The organism is Bombella pluederhausensis (assembly GCF_026385525.1).
GTDB lineage: Bacteria > Pseudomonadota > Alphaproteobacteria > Acetobacterales > Acetobacteraceae > Bombella > Bombella pluederhausensis.
The window spans coordinates 83,866-106,300 of sequence record NZ_JANIDY010000003.1 but is presented as its reverse complement, the minus strand read 5'-3'; the positions used below and the strand labels follow the sequence as shown (position 1 = coordinate 106,300).

Annotated in this window: 19 protein-coding genes and 1 tRNA gene; 10 read left to right on the top strand and 10 right to left on the bottom strand. The window is 56.8% G+C overall.

Annotated elements, in window-relative coordinates; all coding sequences use genetic code 11:
- Positions 1–33 precede the first annotated feature (33 nt).
- From NQF86_RS06915 to NQF86_RS06900, 4 genes are all read right to left on the bottom strand, one after another.
- Positions 34–1,809 carry a Hint domain-containing protein gene (locus NQF86_RS06915; protein WP_266116908.1) on the bottom strand — a complete coding sequence of 592 codons (1,776 nt, stop codon included), beginning with the start codon at positions 1,807–1,809 and terminating at the stop codon, positions 34–36.
- Between the two features lie 267 nt (positions 1,810–2,076).
- Positions 2,077–2,841 carry a copper resistance protein B gene (locus NQF86_RS06910; protein ID WP_407652887.1) on the bottom strand — a complete coding sequence of 255 codons (765 nt, stop codon included), beginning with the start codon at positions 2,839–2,841 and terminating at the stop codon, positions 2,077–2,079.
- 227 nt (positions 2,842–3,068) lie between these two features.
- Positions 3,069–4,760 (bottom strand): multicopper oxidase domain-containing protein, encoded by a 1,692-nt coding sequence (locus NQF86_RS06905; protein ID WP_266116906.1) that lies wholly within the window; start codon positions 4,758–4,760, stop codon positions 3,069–3,071.
- Between the two features lie 65 nt (positions 4,761–4,825).
- A complete protein-coding gene (locus tag NQF86_RS06900; RefSeq protein ID WP_266116905.1) occupies positions 4,826–5,236 on the bottom strand; it encodes a hypothetical protein in 411 nt (136 codons plus the stop codon).
- A gap of 104 nt (positions 5,237–5,340) precedes the next feature.
- Between NQF86_RS06900 and NQF86_RS06895 the strand changes: the two genes are divergently transcribed.
- Both NQF86_RS06895 and NQF86_RS06890 read left to right on the top strand, forming a co-directional pair.
- A complete protein-coding gene (locus NQF86_RS06895; RefSeq protein WP_266116904.1) occupies positions 5,341–5,550 on the top strand; it encodes a heavy-metal-associated domain-containing protein in 210 nt (69 codons plus the stop codon).
- Between the two features lie 297 nt (positions 5,551–5,847).
- Positions 5,848–6,237 carry a hypothetical protein gene (locus NQF86_RS06890; protein ID WP_266116903.1) on the top strand — a complete coding sequence of 130 codons (390 nt, stop codon included), beginning with the start codon at positions 5,848–5,850 and terminating at the stop codon, positions 6,235–6,237.
- Between the two features lie 180 nt (positions 6,238–6,417).
- On the opposite strand, the gene NQF86_RS06885 is transcribed toward NQF86_RS06890, so the two are convergent.
- On the bottom strand, positions 6,418–8,601 hold the full coding sequence (locus NQF86_RS06885; RefSeq protein ID WP_266116902.1) for a peptidase domain-containing ABC transporter: 2,184 nt from the start codon (positions 8,599–8,601) through the stop codon (positions 6,418–6,420).
- The gene (locus NQF86_RS06880) at positions 8,598–9,998 is read right to left on the bottom strand and encodes an HlyD family efflux transporter periplasmic adaptor subunit (RefSeq protein ID WP_266116901.1); all 1,401 of its coding nucleotides are present in this window, start codon (positions 9,996–9,998) and stop codon (positions 8,598–8,600) included. Before NQF86_RS06880 ends, NQF86_RS06885 begins: the two co-directional genes overlap by 4 nt.
- A gap of 130 nt (positions 9,999–10,128) precedes the next feature.
- Between NQF86_RS06880 and NQF86_RS06875 the strand changes: the two genes are divergently transcribed.
- Positions 10,129–11,550 carry a TolC family outer membrane protein gene (locus tag NQF86_RS06875; RefSeq protein WP_266116900.1) on the top strand — a complete coding sequence of 474 codons (1,422 nt, stop codon included), beginning with the start codon at positions 10,129–10,131 and terminating at the stop codon, positions 11,548–11,550.
- Positions 11,551–11,629: 79 nt separating this feature from the next.
- Positions 11,630–13,066 (top strand): MATE family efflux transporter, encoded by a 1,437-nt coding sequence (locus tag NQF86_RS06870; RefSeq protein ID WP_266116899.1) that lies wholly within the window; start codon positions 11,630–11,632, stop codon positions 13,064–13,066.
- An 8-nt stretch (positions 13,067–13,074) separates the two neighbouring features.
- On the opposite strand, the gene NQF86_RS06865 is transcribed toward NQF86_RS06870, so the two are convergent.
- Entirely contained in the window at positions 13,075–15,030 is a 1,956-nt protein-coding gene (locus NQF86_RS06865) for a S9 family peptidase (RefSeq protein WP_266116898.1), read from the bottom strand.
- 228 nt (positions 15,031–15,258) lie between these two features.
- On the opposite strand from NQF86_RS06865, the gene NQF86_RS06860 reads away from it, so the two are divergent.
- Positions 15,259–15,849, top strand: a complete 591-nt coding sequence (locus NQF86_RS06860) for a DedA family protein (protein ID WP_266116897.1) — start codon at positions 15,259–15,261, stop codon at positions 15,847–15,849.
- A 67-nt stretch (positions 15,850–15,916) separates the two neighbouring features.
- Here NQF86_RS06860 and hemJ read toward each other — a convergent pair whose 3' ends face one another.
- From hemJ to hemE, 3 genes are read right to left on the bottom strand one after another with little or no spacing between them, the layout of a single operon-like run.
- Entirely contained in the window at positions 15,917–16,363 is a 447-nt protein-coding gene (hemJ, locus tag NQF86_RS06855; RefSeq protein ID WP_266116895.1) for a protoporphyrinogen oxidase HemJ, read from the bottom strand.
- Positions 16,364–16,393: 30 nt separating this feature from the next.
- On the bottom strand, positions 16,394–17,077 hold the full coding sequence (locus NQF86_RS06850) for an HAD family hydrolase (RefSeq protein ID WP_266116894.1): 684 nt from the start codon (positions 17,075–17,077) through the stop codon (positions 16,394–16,396).
- Positions 17,078–17,079: 2 nt separating this feature from the next.
- Positions 17,080–18,111 carry a uroporphyrinogen decarboxylase gene (gene hemE, locus NQF86_RS06845; RefSeq protein WP_407652886.1) on the bottom strand — a complete coding sequence of 344 codons (1,032 nt, stop codon included), beginning with the start codon at positions 18,109–18,111 and terminating at the stop codon, positions 17,080–17,082.
- A gap of 225 nt (positions 18,112–18,336) precedes the next feature.
- On the opposite strand from hemE, the gene NQF86_RS06840 reads away from it, so the two are divergent.
- The 5 genes from NQF86_RS06840 to NQF86_RS06820 all read left to right on the top strand — a co-directional run bounded on the left by NQF86_RS06840 (position 18,337) and on the right by NQF86_RS06820 (position 22,426).
- Positions 18,337–18,927: a Maf family protein gene (locus NQF86_RS06840; RefSeq protein ID WP_266116892.1), complete on the top strand. Its 591-nt coding sequence runs from the start codon at positions 18,337–18,339 to the stop codon at positions 18,925–18,927.
- 120 nt (positions 18,928–19,047) lie between these two features.
- Positions 19,048–19,123 (top strand) — tRNA-Ala (locus NQF86_RS06835).
- A 70-nt stretch (positions 19,124–19,193) separates the two neighbouring features.
- The gene (locus NQF86_RS06830; RefSeq protein ID WP_266116891.1) at positions 19,194–21,245 is read left to right on the top strand and encodes an FUSC family protein; all 2,052 of its coding nucleotides are present in this window, start codon (positions 19,194–19,196) and stop codon (positions 21,243–21,245) included.
- Positions 21,239–21,442, top strand: coding sequence for a DUF1656 domain-containing protein (locus NQF86_RS06825; RefSeq protein WP_266116890.1), 204 nt, complete (start codon positions 21,239–21,241; stop codon positions 21,440–21,442). The genes NQF86_RS06830 and NQF86_RS06825 overlap by 7 nt, the downstream gene beginning before the upstream one ends.
- A gap of 33 nt (positions 21,443–21,475) precedes the next feature.
- Complete coding sequence (locus tag NQF86_RS06820; protein ID WP_266116889.1) at positions 21,476–22,426, top strand: efflux RND transporter periplasmic adaptor subunit; 951 nt, start codon at positions 21,476–21,478, stop codon at positions 22,424–22,426.
- The last annotated feature ends 9 nt before the right edge of the window (positions 22,427–22,435 follow it).

The window sequence follows — 22,435 nt, the reverse complement described above, 5'->3', positions numbered from 1 at the left end:
ATTGTCCACCATGCCCGCACGCACGGTTCTCCCTCAGGCTACACGGCTGACGGCATCATTCCCCAGACGGACCCCACCATGTTCAGCGAGTTCCGACTGGGCCAGATAAGGGCCGCCTGCCAGTATCTCGATGGACAGAAACAGCACTTCGCCCTTACTGGCCTGTTCCGGCAGAGCAAGACGGGCCTTGCCGTTCGTCCAGCGGCAGGGTGAGGCCTCCTGCACGTCCCATCCATCCTGCTGAGGTGCTGACAGAAACGCCGTTACATCAGCCCTGCTGCCATCCTCTCGAAAGAGCTGTACCTTCCCCACCAGAACACCCAACCGGCGCCGGTCATCCACAAAGGGACCGATAACATCACAGGGACGGCTGATACGGGACACTATACTGACCGCTTCACATGCTTCGGGAAGACGGAACAGATAGCGTTGCCCGGTCTGCCGAACGAGTGGCAGCACCATGCCCGATGGGGTAACGACTGTCAGACTGGGATCATCCACATGATCCTGTTCCACATCAACCCGCTGAGCCAATGGCCCCGTGATGCGAGCCTTCACGGCCTGATAGATCGGTTCTGCCACGTCCCGTCTGACACCCAGTGGAGCTGCCGCATCCTTCTCCCAACAGAAAGATGCCTCCTCTGCCCATCTGCCAACCTGGAACGTGAAGCCACGGCGATTACCCGTATCCAGATAACTTTCTGTCAACACACCATCAGCCTCGATAATGCTGTGCGGCGCTACCTCGACATGCCAGTAATCATAAGACGTGAAACCACGGTCATACAGAATGGACACCCCATTCACCAACATCCGGGCCGGTATGAAATGCCCGTCCAGCAGAAGGCAATGTTCTGACGTAACCAGCAGATCCTTCTGCGGGACATTCTCCGCCAGAGCATGACGGCAAATACGAACGGGCCATCCGGCTTCATCATCCGGCAAATCAGAGCGAACAGTGGCGTGCCCCTGTCCGATCCATGTCACGGCCCGCCAGCCCCGCGGCTCACCATCCGGGCCGAACACCGCCACGCTGTCCCCTATGATCAGATGTTCCACTTCCACAGCGCCCCGGCTGGTGCGTATCAGGCTACCTGAAAGAAAGCAGGTAATAACCCCGTCCCGCCCATCATCATGACCATTCTTTCTTGTGAAGGAATATGTATACCCATTCGTATTCCCCCAGAAATCCGTCTGTGGCTTACCATTGACCCGCAAATTGAAGGGGTCTCCCTTCAGCACCGTTGTCCGCCCGACACTGATAATGCCCAGACCGCTGACCCCGTCACCGATGGTCGTCCGGTCCGTTGAAGGATCATAGACCGCCCCAACCGACTGCGTATCGGGAAAGTCCATAACAAAATTAGGCGGAATCTTTGTGGTTGGACGGCCTGCTGCATCCACAAAATTCACAGGGAGATCAAGCTTTACCCCAAAGCCCTGCTGTTCGATCCGCAATTCCCCCGCATTCGGGCCCACCGTAATGGAGGAGGCGGCAGACGCATTCAACAGGCTGGAGCGAATGACAAGCCTTCCTCCATCCAACTTTAATGAATTGCCCAGACCAACATTGACGAGCCCGCCCCCTACATAAGCGGTTGCCCCGCCCTGTACGATAATGGAGCAGTTGCCCCGCAGCTGCCCTATTATAGACGAAAGGTCCACCCGCACAGGGTCACCCGGCGGTGTACGGTCCGTGCGCGTCACAATGATGGACGAAAGTCCGCCAACATCCACGAGACTGGATAAAGAGCCACTGCTATAGACAATGGCTGTTCCGGCTTCCACTCTTACAAGTGCAGTCGCCATATATGTCTGTCCCATTTTTCCAGTTCCAAAACGGGACATGACTTATGATACTTTTATTAAAAAAAATGACTACGCTCAATTCAAAAAGGGTTAATCATGCCTTCAATGAAATGTTCATGTAATAATTCTGTTATTTTTCTGTAATCACAAAAATATCATGCCATATTAATCATGACTGGCTTTAGCCCCTGACAGGCCAGAGAAAATACACCCCATTTTCATGAAGCAGAAACCCCATGAAAATGGACCGTATTATATCCGTCAGCCTCAGAACCAGCTACGGATTCCAAAGGTGAACCGGGCTTCACTTGCCTTTTCCCCCCGTTTACGGGCCATATGACGCCCCTGTGTCAGAGGGGAATCATATGTCACGGCGACATAAGGCGCCATCTTACGCCATACCTCATACCGCAGACGTAACCCGGTATCGATATCCGCCAACCCGGACCCGACCTGTCGCCTCCGGTCAGCACGGCTGTAAAGATTGAGTTCCAGCTGAGGCTGAAGAATCAAACGGTTGGTCAGCAGGATGTCATATGATCCTTCCAACCGTCCCGCCACACCACGATCGCTGAAATAGCCGGTTGCCTGCACCTCAAACTGATACAGGGCCAAGCCTTCCACGCCAAAAGCCCCCCATGCACGGGTTGGGCCGCTATCAAGGTCCAGTCGAACACCCCCCTGAAGATTGAAATAGGTCGAAATCGCCCGACTAAAAAGCAGCTCCTGATCACCATCATGGACCCGGCCCTTCGTCATGGTGCCCTCACTTTTCAGCCAGAGACGATTATAGTCACCCCCATACCAGAGCTCACCATCCCAGCGGAGTGACGACTTCCCACCCGCCTGATAACGGCCTTCGAACTCATCCAGTACGCCATGAAACCAGCGGCCCATATCCATGCCGTGCATGTGATGACCAATATCCACCAGCGGCGCAAGAGCATCCACGGCCTTGTACACAATACGGGGTTTTTTGATCTGTTTCTTCCCCTTGGCAGGAGCCGCCTTATGCGGTGCAGAACGGGGCATATCCGGCATGTCCATGCCATCCATATCTGACATGTCGTCCATATCCGACATATCCATCATAGCCATGTCATGTTTTTTACTCGCCTTATCAAAAGACATATCATGGCCTGTTTCATAAGGCAAGTTTGTATCGGAATCAGAATGATATGATGCAGAGGCGGACAAAGCCTGAACTGGCGTCACCAGAAAGCAGATCAAGAAAAACGAGTGCCATTTATCCGTTTTCATCATGAAATGATTACCTCCCGGAACATACCTGTCTGCATGTGATACATGAGGTGACAATGATAAGCCCATATGCCGGGCGCATCTGCTGTCACCAGAACACTCATGCGAGACCCCGGCTGTGAAATGACAGTATGTTTCAGAGGGCGATGCTGGTCATCCGCACCATTCTCCAGCTCGCTCCAGAGCCCATGAAGATGCAAAGGATGTTCCATCATCGTATCATTTATGATGGTAAAGCGAACACGTTCATTCCGTGCCAGACGGATAGGGCCAGACTCAGAATATTTGCGGCCATTAAAACCCCATATATACCGTTCCATATTACCCGTGAGATGCAGAATGATCTCCCGTGACGGAGGCCTCTGGTCTGGCGGGGGGCGTATGGACTGCAAGTCACTATAAGCCAGAACACGCCGGCCATTATTCTCCAGCCCATCCCCTGGGCTGCTGACACGCTCAGATGGGCTGGCAGCCACATTCTGGTTTTCTACATTCAGGGGTGGCGGGCCGGGATCATCAATCTCATCCGCCGGGGTACGTTCTATGGCTGGCGGCATGACCATGCCTTTCATCATGGGCATTGCCATGCCCATATCCGCCATGCCCCGCACAGGCCGGGCATCCATGGGCGGAACTACCCCCAGCAGGCCAGCACGTGGCGTCAACGTGCCACGGGCATAGCCAGTACGGTCCTCACTTTGGGCAAAGATGGTGTAGGGCTGCTCCTTCTGCGGCGTCACCATCACGACATAAGTTTCACCCGGTGCAATACGGAATTCATCGACCGGGACAGGCTTCACCGGATTCCCATCCGCTTCCACCACCATCATCTCAAGGCCCGGTATCCGCACATCAAACAGCGTCATGGTCGCTGCATTGATGACCCGCAGGCACACCCGTTCACCGGGGCGGAACAGTCCGCTCCATCCCTGAGCTGCTGATTCCCCATTCATCAGATAGACATAGAGAACCCCGCTGACATCGGAAATATCCGTAGCGCTCATCCTCATGCGGGACCATTGCAGACGGCTTTTTAAGGCAGCAGACAGCCCGCCCCCAGTCCGGCTCTCCTGCGGGAGTGAAGCGAGGCTGCGCTGACGGAAATTGTAATAGTCATCCTGCATCTTCAGGTTGGACACAATCTGCTCTGCAGACACATCCGACCAATCTGAAAGCAGAATCGTGTAATCCCGCTCTGCCTTTGGCAGTAAAGAGGGGCCAGCTGGTTCAACAATCAAAGCACCATACAGGCCCGCCGCTTCCTGATGCCCCATATGGCTGTGATACCAGTATGTCCCGCTCTGCATGACTGGAAAAGCATATGTAAAGGACCCACCGGGCGGAATCCCGGCAAAACTGAGCCCCGGCACACCATCCTGATCGCTCGGCAGCCGGATGCCATGCCAGTGCAGAGAAGTCGGTTCGTCCATATGATTATAAACATGCAGACGAACAGCCCGCCCTTCCTGCCAGCGCAGGACAGGGCCGGGCATCTGACCATTAATGCAATAACCCTCGCCGCTACGTCCAGCGACATGGACCTTCCGACGGGTAATATGCAGTTCCATCTCCAATGGAGGGAGCGGCGTGCGGGCATCAGCCCGGGCTGGACCTGATGACAGGCCCATAAAGGATGCTGCCGCCCCTAAACCAGCCAGAAACTGGCGGCGCAGCACAACATGACGTGACATGAAACCATACCTGCAAGACGTAATTCACACAGGCCAGTTCTGAAAAGAAGCAGCCGAACGGTAAGTCAGACAGGCAAGGCAGCCGGTGGCCGCCATGGAGGCACAATAGAGGAGCGTAGGCTCATACGGGTTTCATAAAGAAGACAGGCCGCCTTCCAGCCCGTAACGGGCTCTGGTATCCATCCCTCCGGCACCAGACCGGCATCACAGACAGCATGATGGCTCTGGCAGCAAGGCGCCATTCCTCCCATCATACCCGTCTGCATAGAAGGAGACGGCTTTGACATCATCATGGGCATGGCACCACCTTCCCGCATGGGAAACACAGCATGTTCGTGCCGGGCCATCGCTACATGTTCCGAAAGGGACACCATGCCGCTTTCTTTCGCCATGGCAGAATGCATGACAGAAGGCAGCAGCATCACCAGACACAACGCCACACCCAGCATCATACGAAAGAACTGCCCAACGGACATGAAACGCCTTTTCTCCCTCTGGCTTCCTCACCAGATTAAAAAGGTTCTTCCCCTTTGGGAAGACAATTTCCTTATCATCTCCTTACTGCCGAAACGAGGCATCCATGAACAGAACAATCACCCTGACCATCACCGGCATGACGTGTGATGGCTGCGTCCGCTCCCTGACCCGTGCCCTTGAGGCATCCCCTATCATCAAAAAAGCCACCGTCACGTTAGAGCCACCACAGGCACAGATCACCCCCGCCAACGCAGCACTGACAGAACAGGACTGCAAAACCCTCGTCCAAAAAGCGGGTTTTGACGTTGCCTGACCTATGGACATCGGGGCAGGTGTCCCGATGTCGCCCTCTTTCTTAGAAAGATCCCATAAAAATCAGCGCTGTCCCATCAGAATGATAACGATACCTTAGAGTACTCTCAATCAATTAAAAATATTGATGCCGAATACCTATTTTTATATTTGAAAAACCTCTCACAGAGCCATTTAAAATAGCAAAATTTATTATATTTTTCTGTTTCATTTTTCATTTTTTAATATTTTATTCCTAGTATCACACTTGATGACAGTCATTTGGCTGATCATTACTCTTCTGATTAAGGTAAGAAAAATGCGTGAACTAAGCGTTGTAGAACTGAACTCCGTTGCCGGTGGTAATGGTGGTCTTTTTGGCTCTTTCAGCAGTGTCACTCCGACCGTCACTTCCACAGGTATTGGTGACTCCCTGCTTGGTGCAGCTGCCATGGGTGCAACTCTTGCCAGCTACGGCATGACAATCGGTGGTACCCACGGTGGTGACGGCGGCGGTGTCGTTGGTATCGGTTCCATTGGGCAGCTGGTTGGCCTGATCATCCCGACAATGCAGGGTGCCTTCGTTGGTACCGTGCTTGGCGCGATCTATGGCCTGAGCGGTTCTCAGCCGCTGATCAACCAGCTGGTTCAGGGCTGGGCCAATGGTACAGCCGGTCAGGCTGGCAATGCAGCAGCCGTGCGCATCTGATATCGACTCTACCTTATAGTCGAGAGAATGCCCGGTATCACTTCGGTGGTACCGGGTATTTTATTGGCGGATACAAAACACCATCCAGCAAGACCTGGCCGGGATAAAGAACTGCCCCCTCAACCAGAACAAAAATGAGGGGGAGTCTGATACCCCCCTCATTCCATCAGTTTCACAGTTTCATTCAGCCTCGGTGGCAGGAGCAGCGGCCTCTGCTGCGGCAGCTTCCGCTGCGGCCATACTGGCCAGTGCGCCGGGCATGACATAAAGCGCATCAGCCCGCTCTGCCGTGCCGGGGCGATGGGTGACAATCACCCGTGTAATAGGCAGCTCATTCAAAACTGCCTCCACTGCCTGCTCAGAGGCAGGATCAAGATTACTGGTTGCTTCATCAAGGAATAGAATGCGTGGTGCCTGATACAGGGCACGGGCCAGAATCAGCCTCTGACGCTGTCCGCCGGAGAGCGTACTCCCCATCTCCCCTACGATAGTCTCAAGCCCCATGGGCATACGTTGAACATCATCAAAAATCTGCGCATTCTTCGCACATTCAGCCACCCATTCCATATCCATCTCATCATCAAAGCCTGAGATGTTTTCAGCAATGCTGCCAGAGAACAGAATGTCATCCTGAAGAACACCAGCAATGCGAGCCCGGTAAGCGTCCCTGTTGGCCGCCTTCAGCTCCATGCCTTTCCAGAAAATCTGACCTTCTTCCGGCTGGATGAGCCCCATCAGCAGCCCTAAGAGGGTGGACTTACCGCAGCCTGAAGGCCCAACAATCGCCAGACTCTGCCCCGGATAAACCTTCAGGTTCAGATGGCGGAACACCCATGTGTCTTCCTTGCCATAACGATACCCGAGCCCCCGACATTCCAGCATAGGCACGTCAGGATTCTCCATGCCATCATCATCAGAGATTCCTACGGCATCTATCTGACCGGCATCACCTTCCCCACCCTCGGCTTCTGCCAAAGCAATATCGGAAAGACGATCACACTGAACCTTGAGATTCTTGATCTTAAACACAACGCTGATCAGATTGCTCACCCGGCCACAGAACTGGTCTCGATAGCTCATGAAGGCCATCAACATACCGATGGACATCGCCCCGGACATCACCATACGGGCCCCCAGAACGAGCGTTGCCACTTTATCCAGAGCGATGAGGAACTCCTGAGCACGGGCAAAGATCAGATCATAACGCTGGATACGCAGCCCGGCATTGATGTTATCAACCATCCGGTTGGTCCAGACGACAGCACGGCGCCGTTGCAGCCCCATCAGCTTGATGCTGCGGATGCCCCGCAATGTCTCGATGAAATGCCCCTGCTGTGCTGCCGCATGAACCAGAGATTCCTCGGACATTTCCTTATACGGGCCGTACTGCACAAACCGCACGACCAGATCCACCAGCACGGTAATGGTCACCAGCGCCGCCAGCCATTTGCCGTACATGATGATCATGACCAACATGCCGATGGCCATGATGCCATCAAGAACGCTCTGCACGAGGTCGGTTGTAAACGTATGCTGGATGGTCCCCAGACTACCGAAGCGAGAGATGATGTCACCTGCGCCACGCTTGGCGAAAAACTCCTGCGGCAGATTCAGCAAATGGGTAAAAAGGCTGACATTCCATTGCAGAGAAATACGGGTGGAGAAAATCATCACCAGCCATGTACGGAAGGTGGAGATCACCCCCTGTATGATGACCAGAATGAGCATCCCTGCGGCGATAGTCCAGAGCAAGGAATGATCCCCTGTCGTCAGGACTTCATCAATAACGACCTGCCCCATCATCGGGTTAATCAGGGCCAGAACCTCAAGCCCTAGAGACAATCCCCCCAATGTCCAAAGAACAGTTTTGAGCCCCGCTATGTGGCGGAACATATCCCGCACCTTCAGCAGGCGGCGATCGTCCTTTTTCTCGAACTTCGTTTCCGGGCTCAGCTCCAGCGCCACACCTGTAAAGTGACGTGAAACTTCATCCAGGGAGATTTTCCGTTCACCACGGGCCGGGTCATTGATGACGATGCCCGTATCCGTCACCTTCGTCATGACAACGAAGTGGTTGAAGTCCCAGTGCAGAATACACGGCAGAGACAATTTGCCGAGATCATCCAGCTCCAGCCGGACAGGGCGGCAATGCAGCCCGTACCGTCCAGCAATCTTCATCAGAGCCCGTAAGTTGAGCCCCGTACCCGAAACGGACGTTTCCCGCCGAATGGAAACGAGATCAACCAGCCGCCCATAATGACACAGAACCATGGCCAGACAGGCCAGCCCACACTCTGCGATTTCCGTCTGAAGAATGACGGGAACTTTTCGCCGGAATCCGGTTTGAATAGTATGGAGATTCACGGCGTCCCCTTCATGTCACTGGAATCTTTATGAACGGAAGAAGGGGCAGCATCTTCAACCCCTTCCGCCAGAGAATGGGCGGGCGCACCGCCACCCGATATGGAACGGACCGTATCCACCATGGAGACCACAGGATCGAGCAGCCACTGGTAGAGCTTACGCTGATCGATAGCGATCTCTGCCTCTACCGCCATACCAGGCGTCAGCTTTTCATGTTTGCCATAGGCGATGATGAAATCCCGGCTCGGCCGGACACGGATACGATACACATCCCCACCGGGCTGCGGGGCAGAGGCGCCACTACCGTTCTGCTTGCTCGCATTGGCGGCGTAACTGCTCCGCTCCGGCAGGGGGGCTTTGGTAACCTCCACCACTTCCCCTTCATAGAGGCCGAAGCGTTGATAGGGGTACGCCGCATATTTCAACAGCACCCGCTGGCCGGGGCGCACAAACCCGACCGCCTGACTGTTAACGTAAAGCTCCGCCTGCAATGTGGCATTATCAGGCAGGATGCTGAGCAGGGACTGGCCCGGATTGACACGCTGCCCCACGACCGTACGGATACCATCCACCGTACCGCTGACACGGGCATTGATAACCCCCATGCTCTGCCCATGCGCCTGAATGATCTGCCTCTGCACGTCCGACAAGCGCACGGCGAGGTCGTTCATATCCTCGGCCACCTTATACTGGTGACGGTTGATCCTGTATTGCAGGTCCGCCATATGGCCACTCATCTCAACCAGCGTACGCAGGGTTTGTGACTGCGTATCCATGAACTGCACATAGCTGAAAAGCTGGCTCTGGAACTGGGTTTCCGTCACCAGATGGCGCCCCATGGCGGTGCGCATTTCATTCATGGCCCGCTCGATCAACGGCAAGGACTGTTTGTCCCGTCCAGACTGTTCCTGAAGCACACCATATTGCTGCCGTAACGAGGCCAGCTCATCTTTCAGGGATGAAAGCTCTACAGGGGCATCGGCTGCCAGCAGCTTCTGTCGGCTTTCCAGCAGATGCTGTTCCCGCCGCAGACCATCAACAAGCTGTCGCCCCGTTGCCCCAGTCTCCGACCAGTTAGAGACATCCACGCTGAAAAGCCGTTCCCCTGCTTTTACATGGTCTCCCTCATGCGTATGGATTGCCGCAATAACACCGCCCTGATCGGCCTCGGCCACAACGAGCCCTTCCGGCGGGAGCATCACGCCATTGGCATGAATGCGCCGTGTATAAGAGCCGAAAACAACATACACCCCCACACAGACCACAAGCGCCACGGTACAGAGCGCTGCGATTTTGCCTGATAGAGGCTCGATCAACTGGACGGAGCCGATCCACGCCTCCTGCCGCCACTTCAGGGCTTCTCCCCGAAAGAGCGGACTTGCTGTACCTTCAGACATACACCACACAGAACAGTAAAGAGAAACGATAAAGAAATATTAATATTTATCATGAATAATACTATAGCCGTGCGCCAAACAAGCAAGGCACTAAATAGATAATTATTCCTTTACTTAAGGTTAAGTCTTTATGGCGTTTTTCTTTTCTTTGCTGAAGAAAAGACCTGCTTTTCTTTTTCTTAATTTATTTGCCTTTTTTGCGCCATCAAGCTGCCTTGCTGATGAAACACTATCCCGCCCTGTCGCCCGCCTTTCCCTCCGTGAAGCTATGGCAATGGCCTACCGCTCCAATCCGCAGATACTGCGAGAGCAAGCCATTCTCCGCCAGACGGATGAAGCCATGCCGGAGGCTCTGGCGGGCTGGCGGCCAACCGTCACCGTGAGCGGCACCGCCAACTATAATGAGTCCAACTACGTCACCTTCCCGTATGGTGGGAGCTTCCGGTATAATCAGAAATTCAGGGCACCCGGTTATGCCGCAGGCGTAACGGTTAGCGAACCTCTTTTCCGTGGAGGCAAGACATGGGCGGCCACACGCAAGGCCCGTAGCTCCATCCTCGGGGAGCGGGCACATCTTGTGAATATCGAGCAACAACTTTTCGTCAATGTCGTCTCAGCTTACGTAGCTGTCACACAGGCCCGTGCCCTGCTCGCCCTGACACTGGAAAATGAACATACTCTGAAAGGGCAGGTAGACCTGACCACACGTCAGCTTGCCCTCAATCAGGCCACCCGCACCGATGCGTTACAGGCAGAATCACAGTATGAAGCCGCTCAGGCCACAACCCGTCAGGCGGAAGGTCAGGTCCGTGTGGCGGAAGCGACATTCCAACGGGTCATCGGCATTGTTCCCCCTCAGGAACTCTCCCCCCCGGAGCGTCTTCCCTCGCCATTCAGCACGGTGACACAGATTAACCAGCTCGCCTTCAACGAGCTGCCACAGGTTCTTCAGGCCCAGTACCAGCTGGAAAGTGCAAAGCATGATGTCAAACTCGCCATTGCTGAGCTCCTCCCTCAGGTCTCCGCCCAGGCCTCCTACCAGCGGCAGGTGAACCAGGGGAACGGCAAATTCTCCGAAGACGCCACGGCTGTCATGCTTCAGGCCTCCATGCCCATTTATCAGGGTGGTGGCGAATATGCCCGCATTCGCGCTGCCAAACAGGCCGTTCAGGCCGCACAGCACAATCTGGATGAGCAGAAACGAGAAGCACGGGAAAGCGCCCTGAGCGCATGGCAGAAACTCTCCGCTGATAATGACCAGCTCGCCCGTAATCAGAAAGCCGTTGCCACCGGCGTGGAGGCACTCCATGCCATCCAGCAGCAGGAGCTTCTCGGCGTACGCACTACCTTCGAGGTTCTTCAGCAGCAGGAACTTCTATTCGACCAGCAAAAAACTCTCGTGCAGAACACGGCCAACCTGATTGAAGATTCCTATCATCTGGCCGCCGCCACGGGTCATCTGACAGCACAAGAGCTGAAACTCAACGTGGCCATATATGACCCCCACACTCATTATCATCAGGTGAAATGGAAGCTCATCGGCATGGAATGATGCAGCCTGCACATAGCACGTCACCCCTTATTAATTCGACTCTGGTCCTGCCTCTGTAAACAAGGCAGAATGAAGGGCCATGCAGCCCAAGACTGATTCCGCCCTCCCGTCAGCCTCCTCCCCCATCACGCCGCCCGGCGTGCAGGCTACGCCCTGCGCCCAGCAGAGAGCCAGACGGGCACGGTTCGTCCATGGCAGCATCATGCGCCATGTCATCACCATGGCCGGCACGGGTGCAATTGGGCTGATGGCCGTGTTCTTCGTGGACCTGCTCAATTTTTTCTACATTTCCCATCTGCATGACCCCACGCTGACCGCCGCCATTGCTTTCGCCACCTCTCTGGGGTTCGTGCAGGTGGCCGTATCGCTCGGCATGTCCATCGGTCTGGGGGCGAATACAGGGCGTCTCATCGGGGCCTGCCGTCATTTCCGGGCACGCCGCCATGCTTCGGCCTTTCTGGTACTCATGCTCGCCGTTACCACCGCCCTCGGCCTCGTGACGGCCTTTCTTGCCCATCCTCTCCTGATGCTTCTGGGAGCGAAAGGGGCAGCACTAGAGCACGCCACGCATTTCCTGCACATCACGTCACCAGCCCTGCCGCTGGTCTGCCTCGGCATGGCGCTCTCCTCACTGTTACGGGCCGTAGGCGATGCAGGCCGGGCCATGAGGGTAACGCTGACAGGCGCTGCCTGCACGATCATCATTGACCCCATCCTGATCTTCGGCCTCCATCTGGGACTGGAGGGAGCAGCCATCAGCACCGTGCTGTCCCGCTGTGTCATTTCCCTCAGCGGATTTCTCAACCTGCGGGGCCATGACATGCTGGAACGCCCCCGCCTGAAAATGATCCCTCATGCCAGCCGGGCTATCGGAGCCATCGCCCTGCCAGCCATCGGCACCAACATGGCCACACCTATCGGTAATCTCATCGTCACGCACGCCATGTCCCGCTTCGGGCTTGAAGCTGTTTCCGGTCAGGCCGTGGTGGACCGCATGGTCCCGGTCGCCTTTGCCTTCGTCTTCGCCCTGACAGGCTCCGTTGGCCCTATCATGGCGCAGAATCTCGGCGCACGTCAGCCGGACCGGGTGAAAGAGACTTTCCTGTCATCCCTCAAGCTGACAGCCCTCTGTGTCGGGCTTGACTGGCTGACCTTTGCTTTGTGCGAACCCCTGATCCTTCATGTCTTCCATGTTCAGGGCGCTGGGATTGAACTGGTAAAGCTGTTCTGCCACTGGGCCGTGGCCAGCTACATGTTTGTGGGGCTGCTTTTTGTCTCCAACACGGCCTTCAACAATCTGGGCCATCCGCTCTATTCCACAGCCTTCAACTGGGGACGGGCCACACTGGGCACCATCCCCTTCATCGCCATTGGCATCCATTACGGCCCCAAAGGGGTGATGATCGGTCAGGCTCTGGGCGTCACGCTCATCGGCTCGCTGGCCCTCATGGCGGCCCTTACCGTCATCCACCGCCTCGGTCACACGCTTCCCCGGAAGAAGGGCAGAATACGCTAGGTACCCCTCTAGCCAGCAAATACCTCCCGATAGAAAGCCAGCTCACGGGCAAGGGAATCCGCAATCACGTCTGCATCCCGAAAGCCATGCCCTTCCCCCGGATAAACATGCAGGGATGAAGCCGGAAGCTGCTTCTGCAATGCCTGCCCCTGAGAGAGCGGCACAACCCGGTCAGCATCCCCATGCAGGAACAGCACGGGGGCCGTGATTTTCTCCGGCCATGAAAGAGGCGACCGGGCCAGATAGACATCCTCTCCTTCCGGCCACGGTGCGATGAGGCCATCCAGATAGCGGGCCTCAAAACGGTGCGTCTCCTCCACCAGTCCCCGCAAATCCGTCACGCCATAGAGGGACGTACCCGCCACGAACAGGTCAGACTGTGCCAGAGCGGACAGGACCGTCAGCCCACCGGCACTGCTGCCCCGGATAACGCAGCGTTGCGGGTCCACCAGCCCTTTCTCAATCACGCCCTGAACAGCCCGGCAGCAGTCCTGCACATCCAGCACGCCCCATTGTCCATTCAACGCTTCCCGATAGGCACGCCCGAACCCGGTAGAACCACGGTAATTGACATCCAGCACGGCAAAACCACGGCATGTCCACCACTGGACCTTGAAGGACAGGTCCGTCCGGGCCTGCCCGGTCGGGCCACCATGAACGATCACAACGAGCGGCGGTTTTCCCGTCACCTTCTCACAATGAGGGCCCTGCGCTGGCGAGTAGAACTGGGCATAAAGCGGCCCCGGCCCATCCTCCACAGGGAAAGACAGCGTCTCCGGCAAGGCAATATCCGCCGCCACGACATCAGACGGCAGCTCCCATGCCTGCCGGACCATCTCCCGCTCTCCTGCTGCACTATCCAGCGTACCAATCATCAAGGCAGGAGGAGCCTCTGGCGGGCTGTTCAGCCATGCAAACCGTGACCCATCATCCAGCGGCACGGGCACATCATCCGGGACGGCACCATCCAGCACATCACGCCAGCCTTGTTCCGGTTCATAAAGCAGGGTCACGGGCACGCCATGCCGCACACCACGGGCCAGCAGCCGCCCACCTGACAGAGCCGCACAGCAAGACTGCCCGAACACCCATGCAGGCAGACCTACCTCAGCCGGAGCTGGAGGCAGGGAACAGGCACGCCATGTTACGACACCCTGCTCTGCTGCTGCTTCAGGCTCGAAGGCAATGGGCGTCCAACGCCGGTCATGACCAGAAGACGCATCAGCCGGGGCAGCATCAGACAGCGCATAAAGGCGCTGCCCGTCCCAGAATGGCCCTATCACGCTACAATCCTGCCCTGTGCCCCCGGCAAGACAAAACGTGCCACCCGAGCCGGACAGGTCGGTGACATAAAGACCCGTTTCCGTCCACGGCATATGCGGATTCTGCCATGCAATAAAGGCCAAGAACCGGCCATCAGGCGAGAGACGGGGAGACATGTAAAAATCCGCCCCGCTCTGGAGGGAACGGATACCGCCCTGTGCATCAATCTCCACAAGATCGGCCAGTTCCTCACCCTCTGCCTGTTCCACTTCCCGCACGCAGACAAGCCGTCCCCCTTGCAGGGACAGGTCTGCATAACGGCAGGTCAGCCCTTCCTGCGTTGTGGCAGGGCAAAGAGGCTGCGCCTCACGCCCGTTGAAACTGCGCCAGAGGCCACCTTTTTTACTGTCACTGAACACCACCAGCATATCCGGCCCGTGCTGTTCTGCTGCCCATGCGCCACCACCATAGACATGCATATCCGTACCCACCTGAGCCTCCGGTGGTGTCAGATCATGCAGCGTACCATCGGGGGCACGCCCGACCACGACACTCCGCCCCTGTTCGTCCGGGCGCCGCTCCTGCCAGAGAACCCAGCCCCCCACGGCCCTGATCTCCGCAAAGCTGCGTGTCCTGCGGGTCATCAGGTCTGGCGTGACCCATGGCAGGGAGGGCCGGGCATGGGAAGGGGCGGATGTCATGATATCTCTCCTGCAAAAACGCTCTTGCCTTGTTTTGGACTGCCCCGGTATCCTGAGGACCAAGACCCCTGACAGGGCAGACCACCACTGAACCAGTTTTTTCTGGCTGGACTGGTTAGCGGAATGCCCCCTGATCTATAGGAAGCACTCCCTCTGATACAGCATCTCTCCGCCTTTCTTGAACATCTTCCCCCGCTGTACGCCTATCTGATACTGGGGGTCGTCATCATGCTGGAGAGCACGGGTATCCCCCTCCCAGCCGAGAGCCTGCTCATCCTTGCTTCCCTCTATGCATCCCATACGCATCATTTTGCACCGGAGTGGCTGATTACCGCAGCTGTCAGCGGGGCCATCATTGGGGATAATATCGGCTATATCGTTGGCTATCAGGTCGGCTATCACCTGCTGGAAAAGCATGGCCACAAAATCGGCCTGCACAAGGACCGCCTGACCCTTGGCCGTTACCTGTTCCGCCGGGTTGGTGGGGTTGGTGTTCTGCTGGGGCGTTTCATTGCCTTTCTGCGCATCCTTATCGCCCCACTTGCTGGGGCTTCCCGCATGTCATGGGGAATATTTACAATCTATAACGCCCTTGGCGGCCTGCTATGGGGGACTTTTTATGTTCTTGTCCCCTATGAACTTGGCAGCCAGATAGAAAGTTTCACCGGCCCTGCCGGTCTGGGGCTGGCGGCTGTCATGCTGGCCCTGCTGGGAGGCTCCTTCCTCTTTCTCCGCCATCACGAACATGCCCTCATCAAGAAAGCCATTGCTGATGAGAAACGGCGTGAAGCCAGAAAGAAGAAAGGGCATCATCATTAATCAGACAACAAATACGGCCACGCCCCCTACAGCTGCTGAAACATGGGGGAAGGGATAAGTCTCTCCCTTATGGCCGTACCACGATCATGATGACGATGAGGATCATCAGCACAGTGGGGACTTCATTGGCGATGCGGTAAAAGCGTTCACCATGCTGGTTGCGCCCTTCTGCAAAGCCACGACGCCAGACAGCGCAGGCCCCATGAAACATGAACATACCCAGCAGGCAGAACAGCTTGACCCACCACCATAGAGCAGACCAGTCCACGACGCCGGGGAGGGATGCCATCAGCGCTCCGGTAAAGAAGGTCACAACCATGGCAGGCGCCATAATCTGCCGCTGAAGACGGCGTTCCATCAGGCAGAAACGGGCACTTTCTGCTGAATCAGGCTCCATCTGCGTATGATAGACAAACAGGCGGGGCAGGTAGAACATCCCGGCCATCCATGACACGAACGCCATGATATGCAGCGCAACCAGCCAGCTCAGATGCATCAGCAGAAATGATGTCATGCGTCTTTTCCTTTCCGTTCCACCCGTCTTTTAGGCCAGCACGGCCTCCAGAAGTGGCATGACCTCGTCCAGATGCTCCACCCGCACAAAACCTTCCACAGGCCAGAAGGCCGGCAGAGGATGGGAGGCCGGGCGCAGAAGGATGCAGGACATGCCCGCCCGGCGGGCAGCCTCGGCCCCGGTATCGCTGTCTTCAATCACCACGGTTTCATCAGGCCGAACGCCTTCCGCCTCGGCACCACACAGATAGACGGCAGGGTCCGGCTTGGGCTGCCCCATATCCGCAGCCGAATGGATGCGTTCCTCCGGCAGAAGGCGGTCCATGCCGGTAAAACCGAACTTCGCTTCCATCTCCGCCATGGAAGAATTGGACCCGACACGGACAGGAACATGCCGTGCTGCCAGAGCTTCCAGCAAAGGAATAGCACCAGCCACAGGCTCGACCCCTTCCTTCATGAGTCTGACAAGATTCTCACGCATCCTTGTATTGGTGCCGGGAGGCAAGGGATGACCAAGCTCGGCCTCCAGCTCCTTCACCACCTGCGGCAGGGCCTTGCCCGCAAAACGGGCAACGCCTTCCTCATCCGAGATATTCACGCCCAGCAAGCGGGCAAACTGGGCTGTCGCCCGACAGGACGGGCCTTCACTGTCAATCAGCACACCATCACAGTCGAAGATGACCAGCTTCAAGCCCGGTCGCAGTGCGTCTTTCATGATTATACGTCCCTGATTGTCTCAACCAGCGTAGCAACATGTTCCGGCGGTGTGGTCTTGATGACCCCATGCCCCAGATTGAACACATGCGGCCGCCCTTTGAGGCTGTCCCGGATACGGCGGGCTTCCACCTTCAGGGCCTCACCACCGTTCAGCAGGATCATCGGGTCAAGATTGCCCTGAAGCGTTACCGTCTCAGACACCATTTCGGCCACCTTGGCCATGTCGGCCACTGTATCCAGTGCCAGAGCATTGATACCGGTCTTCTCGGCATATTCCGCCACCATGACACCACCCAGACGGGGGAAGCCGATCAGCGGCACATCAGGATGACGGGCACGGATATGGGCCACAATCTGGCGTGTCGGTTCAATCACGTAACGGCGGAATGCCTCTGGCGGGAGGATGCCTCCCCATGAATCGAACAGCATGACGGCTTCGGCGCCGGCCTCAATCTGCCCGCACAGCATTTCAGCCGTATTGCGGGTCAGGATATCCATCAGCCTGTCGAACAGGGCCGGGTCCTTCTGCATCATGGCCCGGATATGGGCAAAGTCACGGGAGCTGCCGCCTTCGACCATATAACAAGCCACCGTGAAGGGGCTGCCTGCGAAGCCAAGCAGGGTCGTCTCCTCTGGCAGTTCCACACGCAGGCGGCGCAGAGCCTCCCGTACGGGGGCCACGGCTTCCATCATCCGGCCTTCATCCAGCCGGGCAAGGTCTGCCTCGCTGCGGATGGGTGTCATCACCGGGCCACGCCCTTCCTCAAAACGAAGGTCTTGCCCCATGGCCCATGGAAGGATGAGAATGTCTGAGAACAGGATCGCCCCATCCATGCCATACCGGCGGATGGGCTGTAGGGTAAGCTCCACAGCGATATCAGGCGTCATGCAGCGGGTGATGAAGTCCGCCTGCTCCCGCATGGCACGAAACTCCGGCAGATAGCGCCCTGCCTGCCGCATCAGCCAGACAGGCGGCGGCCAGACCGCTTCTCCCTTCAAGGCCCGCAGAAGCGGCTTGTCCTTTGTCTTCACCCCTGAGGGTACTGTTCTGTCCTGTTGTATCATGCCTATGCCTTATTCAGAATCCCGGAAAAGAAAGGGGAGTGCGAGCACCCGCCACGGCCATGTCTCATGATGGCATCCGTGGAACTATCCTTGCCCCGCAGGGGCGGCGGGCGTCAACTATGGAATGAGCCGCTGTTACGGGGCGGAAGGATATGATAGCGGCTGTTCCGTAACCTCAGAGGAGTGCCCTGAATGCCTGTTCTTGCCAGCGGGTCCGTCATCCGCCGCCAGCTTCTTCATGCCGCCGGCGTGAACGTGACCTGCGCCCCCGTGGATGTGGATGAAGATGCCCTGCGCCGACAGGCTGAACAGAAAGGTCTGTCCCTACAGGCGACAGCCCTGACTCTGGCCCATGCCAAGGCAGAGGCAGCAACCTCCCACCATCCCGGGCGATTCATCATCGCAGCGGACCAGATTCTGGAACTGGAAGGACGTGCCTTCGCCAAGCCCGCCAACCTGACTGAAGCCCGCACCCATCTTCAGGCCCTGCGAGGGAAAACACATGCACTGCACACTGCCGTAACCCTCTGGAAGAACGGGCAAACCCTCTGGTCCCATATCAACAGCCCAAGCCTGACTATGCGGGTTTTCTCAGATGAGTTTCTGGATCACTACCTTCAGCAAGAAGGCACGGCTCTGCTCTCCTGCGTGGGATGCTACCGGATTGAAGGGCTGGGCATACAGCTTTTCAAAACCGTTTCAGGCAGCAGCGATGCGATTGCAGGCCTGCCGCTTATCCCGCTTCTTACGGCCCTGCGGCAGCAGGGTGTTCTACCGGCCTGATAAAAAAATAAGGGAGGGAATGATAATTTATAGAAAAAATTACGTCTCCCCCCTTGCCTTTTTCTTTTATGTAAGGGTATATGCTCCCCACACGGTGCATCCCTGATGCAGCGTAAAAGTGGGGCCATAGCTCAGTTGGGAGAGCGCTTGAATGGCATTCAAGAGGTCGTCGGTTCGATCCCGATTGGCTCCACCAAATTTCCTCTTAAAATCTGTTATGTTTTAAGGTATCGGGCGGCCCATCTGGCTGACTGTTCTGCTAAGCCATGACACACGTGAAACATAACCACGTCACCATGGCAGACCAACTCTGGCGAAAGACCAGAGCGTTCTTTCAGCCGGGCTGGTGGAGTTTCGGTCTCCGCATATGGGCAGCTCTTATGCTGTCCCTCATCGTAGCTTTCTGGGCGCAGATTGATTCCCCGGCCAGTGCCGCCGTAACGGTCATGCTGCTGGCACAGCCATTACGGGGGCAGGCACTCAGCAAAGCCTTCTACCGTGTCGTAGGGACCCTCATCGGGGGCGTGGTTGCGCTTTGTCTTGTCTCCATGTTCGGGCAGGAACGTCAGCTTCTTCTGGGTGGCTGCGCCGTCTGGATGGCCATATGCGCCTATGTGGGCACGTTGCGGCGGGGCTTCCGGGCCTATGGGGCATTACTTTCGGGCTATGTCGTGGCGCTGATCGCCATCTCCCATATTGATGCACCACAGAATGCTTTCCACGTCACGGTTGCCCGTGTCTCCACCGTGATGATTGGCGTGGCCTCTATCGCCACAGTGGCCCTGCTCTCCGGTACACCCCATGTCTGGCAGAAACTCACACGCAGCCTGCAAAAAACCGCCGCCGAGGTCCGCCAAGAAACCCATCTGGCCCTTGATGACAATGCGCCTACGCTCACATCACTGGAAACCATCGCCCTCTCCAGCACGGTCTTCTCCCTCGCCAGTCAGGTTCATGATACCCGAACGGAGCTGACAAAAGGCCGCCTGCGCTCCAAGGGGGCACAGGTCTGTCTGATCGGTATGGTCACAGCCCTGTCCTGTTGCCGCAGCCTTCTGGCCCTCATGCGTCATGCTACCGTCAGCCCTGCTGTTATGGCGCTGACACGCTCGGACATACATGCGCCCTCCGGTACGGACAGAACAGCTATTATGACCGAACTGCTGAAACGCCTTCCCCCGGATGCCACAAAGCTGAGCCGGGCCGATGCGTGGCGGCTGGAACGCACGGCTAGCCTGATTGCCAGCCGCCATAGCAGCCGTATGGGACTCAATACGCTACTAAAAGCGTCCCCGCTGGGCACGACCAAAGCCATGAGCCAGTTTGCCTTCCATCCGGACAAAGTGGCAGCTCTCATCAATGCCATCAGGGTGCTGCTCTGCTTCAGTGCGGCGGCGGCCCTGTTCATCGGCAGTGGCTTGCCCAGTGCGTCCACAGCCCTCTCGCAATGCGCCATGCTGCTCTGTCTGGGCATCACACAGCCTGACAGTGCCGCCTTTGGTCGAGGCATCCTGATCGGTACGCCGCTGGGCATCCTGACGGCCGGAATCACATCCTTCTTCATCCTGCCGCATGTAGGCACCATGGTGGGCATGAGCATCATCATGCTCTTTCAGGTGATGTTCAGCTGCCTGCTCATCATCAATCCAGCCACAACAGCCATGGGCTCGCATTACGCCGCCTTCTTCTTCGTATTTCTGGGGCTGAACAACCATCACGACTATAATCTGCTGAGCTTCGTAGACCGCAACACCTTCTATCTATGTGCGGGTGGGATAACGGCCTTCTTTCTCATCCTGTTCCTGCCGCCACGCCCCCGGCGGACACGCTTCCGCATCACCCTCTCCATCGCCAGAGAGCTGGAACGCCAATTCTCTTTCATGTCGCCTTCCTTCACGGCAGCCCTGCTCAGCCGAAAATATGACCGCCTCCACCAGCTCTACACACTCACCCAGACCATCAGCCGGGAAGGGAAGGGGAAGGCGGCATGGCGCATCTGCGAACGCTTTACCAATCTGGCAGACCTCACCACGGCTCTGGCCAGGCTGGAGCTAGACCTCAAAATGGCTCGTCAGTACCCATCTCTCACCACACTTGCCGACACCATACAAACCAACCTGACCCGCATGACGCTCTTTTCATTGGAAGACCATCTGCCCCTCATGGCAGAAAAGATGCTCATGCAGGCACAGGCTCCAGACGATCAGGCCCATGTCACGGCAGTGCTCTGCGCTGCAGGGCTGGAGGAAGTCCACTTCCTCCTTCAGCAAAACAGGTCGGCCCTCCGCCATTACGGGATAGGACGCAGACGATGGTGAATCATTATCTTGTCATCAATCTGGATGGGCTATTCGTATCGTCTTTCATCATCGACCTTGCCCTTGCCCTGCTAGGCACCTTCCTGCTGCGCCTCACCCTGCAACGAATGCGGCTGTGGCGTTTCTTTGCCAACCCGCCACTGGCACAGTTCGCCATCATGATCTGCCTACTGGGCCTGTTCACTATCCTGCTGTAAAAGCAGCCGTTACCTGAAAGCCAGAGATACCCGGTGTTTACACGAGCCTACCGCCTCATACGCTTTTCCGTCACGGCCTCCATCCTCTGCGTGGCCGGGTTTGTGGCGGTCGTGCTCTGGGATTATTACACCGCCGCCCCATGGACCCGTAACGGGCAGGTCCGTGTGCAGGTCGCCAATATTGCCCCCCGTGTGTCTGGCCAGATCATCACCGTGCCGGTGCATGATAATCAGCAGGTCCATAAAGGGGACGTGCTCTATGTCATCGATCCGTTCGACTATCAGGTCGCTCTTGAGAAAGCTGATGCAGATGTCAACAAAGCCAAGGCAGACCTTGAATTCCGCCTGAATCAGGCCCGCTGGCGCCATGCCATTCCGGGCGCTGCCGTCTCGCAGGAAGAAAAGACTCAATATGAGGCTCTGGCCCAACAGGCCCGGGCCATCTACAGCACGATGCTGGCCCAGCGCAGGCAGGCCCAGATCAATCTGGACCGCACGACCGTCCGCAGCTCCATTGATGGCATCGTCACCAACCTGACCATGAGGCCGGGAGACTATGCCTCCGCCGGGCAGGTGAACATCCATATCATCGACACCAGCTCATTCTGGGTGGATGGTTATTTTGAGGAAGTGAAGGTCCATGACCTCAGCATTGGTGACCCTGTCCGCATGGACCTGATGGGCTATCACACGCCACTTTATGGGCATGTTGACAGCATCACCCGTGGCATTGCCAGCAAAAACGCCCTGACAAATACCCTTGGCCTGCCGATGGTGGACCCTGTTTATACATGGGTGCGGCTGGCCCAGCGTATTCCTGTCCGCATCGCTCTGGATACCATTCCGCCTGACCTCAATCTTGCTGCAGGTATGACCGCAACGGTCACGGTCATCTCCGAGAAGGGCAACAGGCGGCGGCGCAGCAATGAAGATGCCTTCCAGCATCTGAGTGACGACCTCCGTCACCTTTTCGGCTACAAATAAGGTAGAGGA

Bases quoted from the DNA above. Each gene is read 5' to 3' on its own strand.
- NQF86_RS06915 (WP_266116908.1), bottom strand. From the start codon at position 1,809: ATGGCGACTGCACTTGTAAGAGTGGAAGCCGGAACAGCCATTGTCTAT.
- NQF86_RS06910 (WP_407652887.1), bottom strand. From the start codon at position 2,841: ATGCCCCGTTCTGCACCGCATAAGGCGGCTCCTGCCAAGGGGAAGAAA.
- NQF86_RS06905 (WP_266116906.1), bottom strand. From the start codon at position 4,760: ATGTCACGTCATGTTGTGCTGCGCCGCCAGTTTCTGGCTGGTTTAGGG.
- NQF86_RS06900 (WP_266116905.1), bottom strand. From the start codon at position 5,236: ATGTCCGTTGGGCAGTTCTTTCGTATGATGCTGGGTGTGGCGTTGTGT.
- NQF86_RS06895 (WP_266116904.1), top strand. From the start codon at position 5,341: ATGAACAGAACAATCACCCTGACCATCACCGGCATGACGTGTGATGGC.
- NQF86_RS06890 (WP_266116903.1), top strand. From the start codon at position 5,848: ATGCGTGAACTAAGCGTTGTAGAACTGAACTCCGTTGCCGGTGGTAAT.
- NQF86_RS06880 (WP_266116901.1), bottom strand. From the start codon at position 9,998: ATGTCTGAAGGTACAGCAAGTCCGCTCTTTCGGGGAGAAGCCCTGAAG.
- NQF86_RS06875 (WP_266116900.1), top strand. From the start codon at position 10,129: ATGGCGTTTTTCTTTTCTTTGCTGAAGAAAAGACCTGCTTTTCTTTTT.
- NQF86_RS06870 (WP_266116899.1), top strand. From the start codon at position 11,630: ATGCAGCCCAAGACTGATTCCGCCCTCCCGTCAGCCTCCTCCCCCATC.
- NQF86_RS06865 (WP_266116898.1), bottom strand. From the start codon at position 15,030: ATGACATCCGCCCCTTCCCATGCCCGGCCCTCCCTGCCATGGGTCACG.
- NQF86_RS06860 (WP_266116897.1), top strand. From the start codon at position 15,259: ATGCTGGAGAGCACGGGTATCCCCCTCCCAGCCGAGAGCCTGCTCATC.
- hemJ (WP_266116895.1), bottom strand. From the start codon at position 16,363: ATGACATCATTTCTGCTGATGCATCTGAGCTGGCTGGTTGCGCTGCAT.
- NQF86_RS06850 (WP_266116894.1), bottom strand. From the start codon at position 17,077: ATGAAAGACGCACTGCGACCGGGCTTGAAGCTGGTCATCTTCGACTGT.
- NQF86_RS06840 (WP_266116892.1), top strand. From the start codon at position 18,337: ATGCCTGTTCTTGCCAGCGGGTCCGTCATCCGCCGCCAGCTTCTTCAT.
- NQF86_RS06830 (WP_266116891.1), top strand. From the start codon at position 19,194: ATGACACACGTGAAACATAACCACGTCACCATGGCAGACCAACTCTGG.
- NQF86_RS06825 (WP_266116890.1), top strand. From the start codon at position 21,239: ATGGTGAATCATTATCTTGTCATCAATCTGGATGGGCTATTCGTATCG.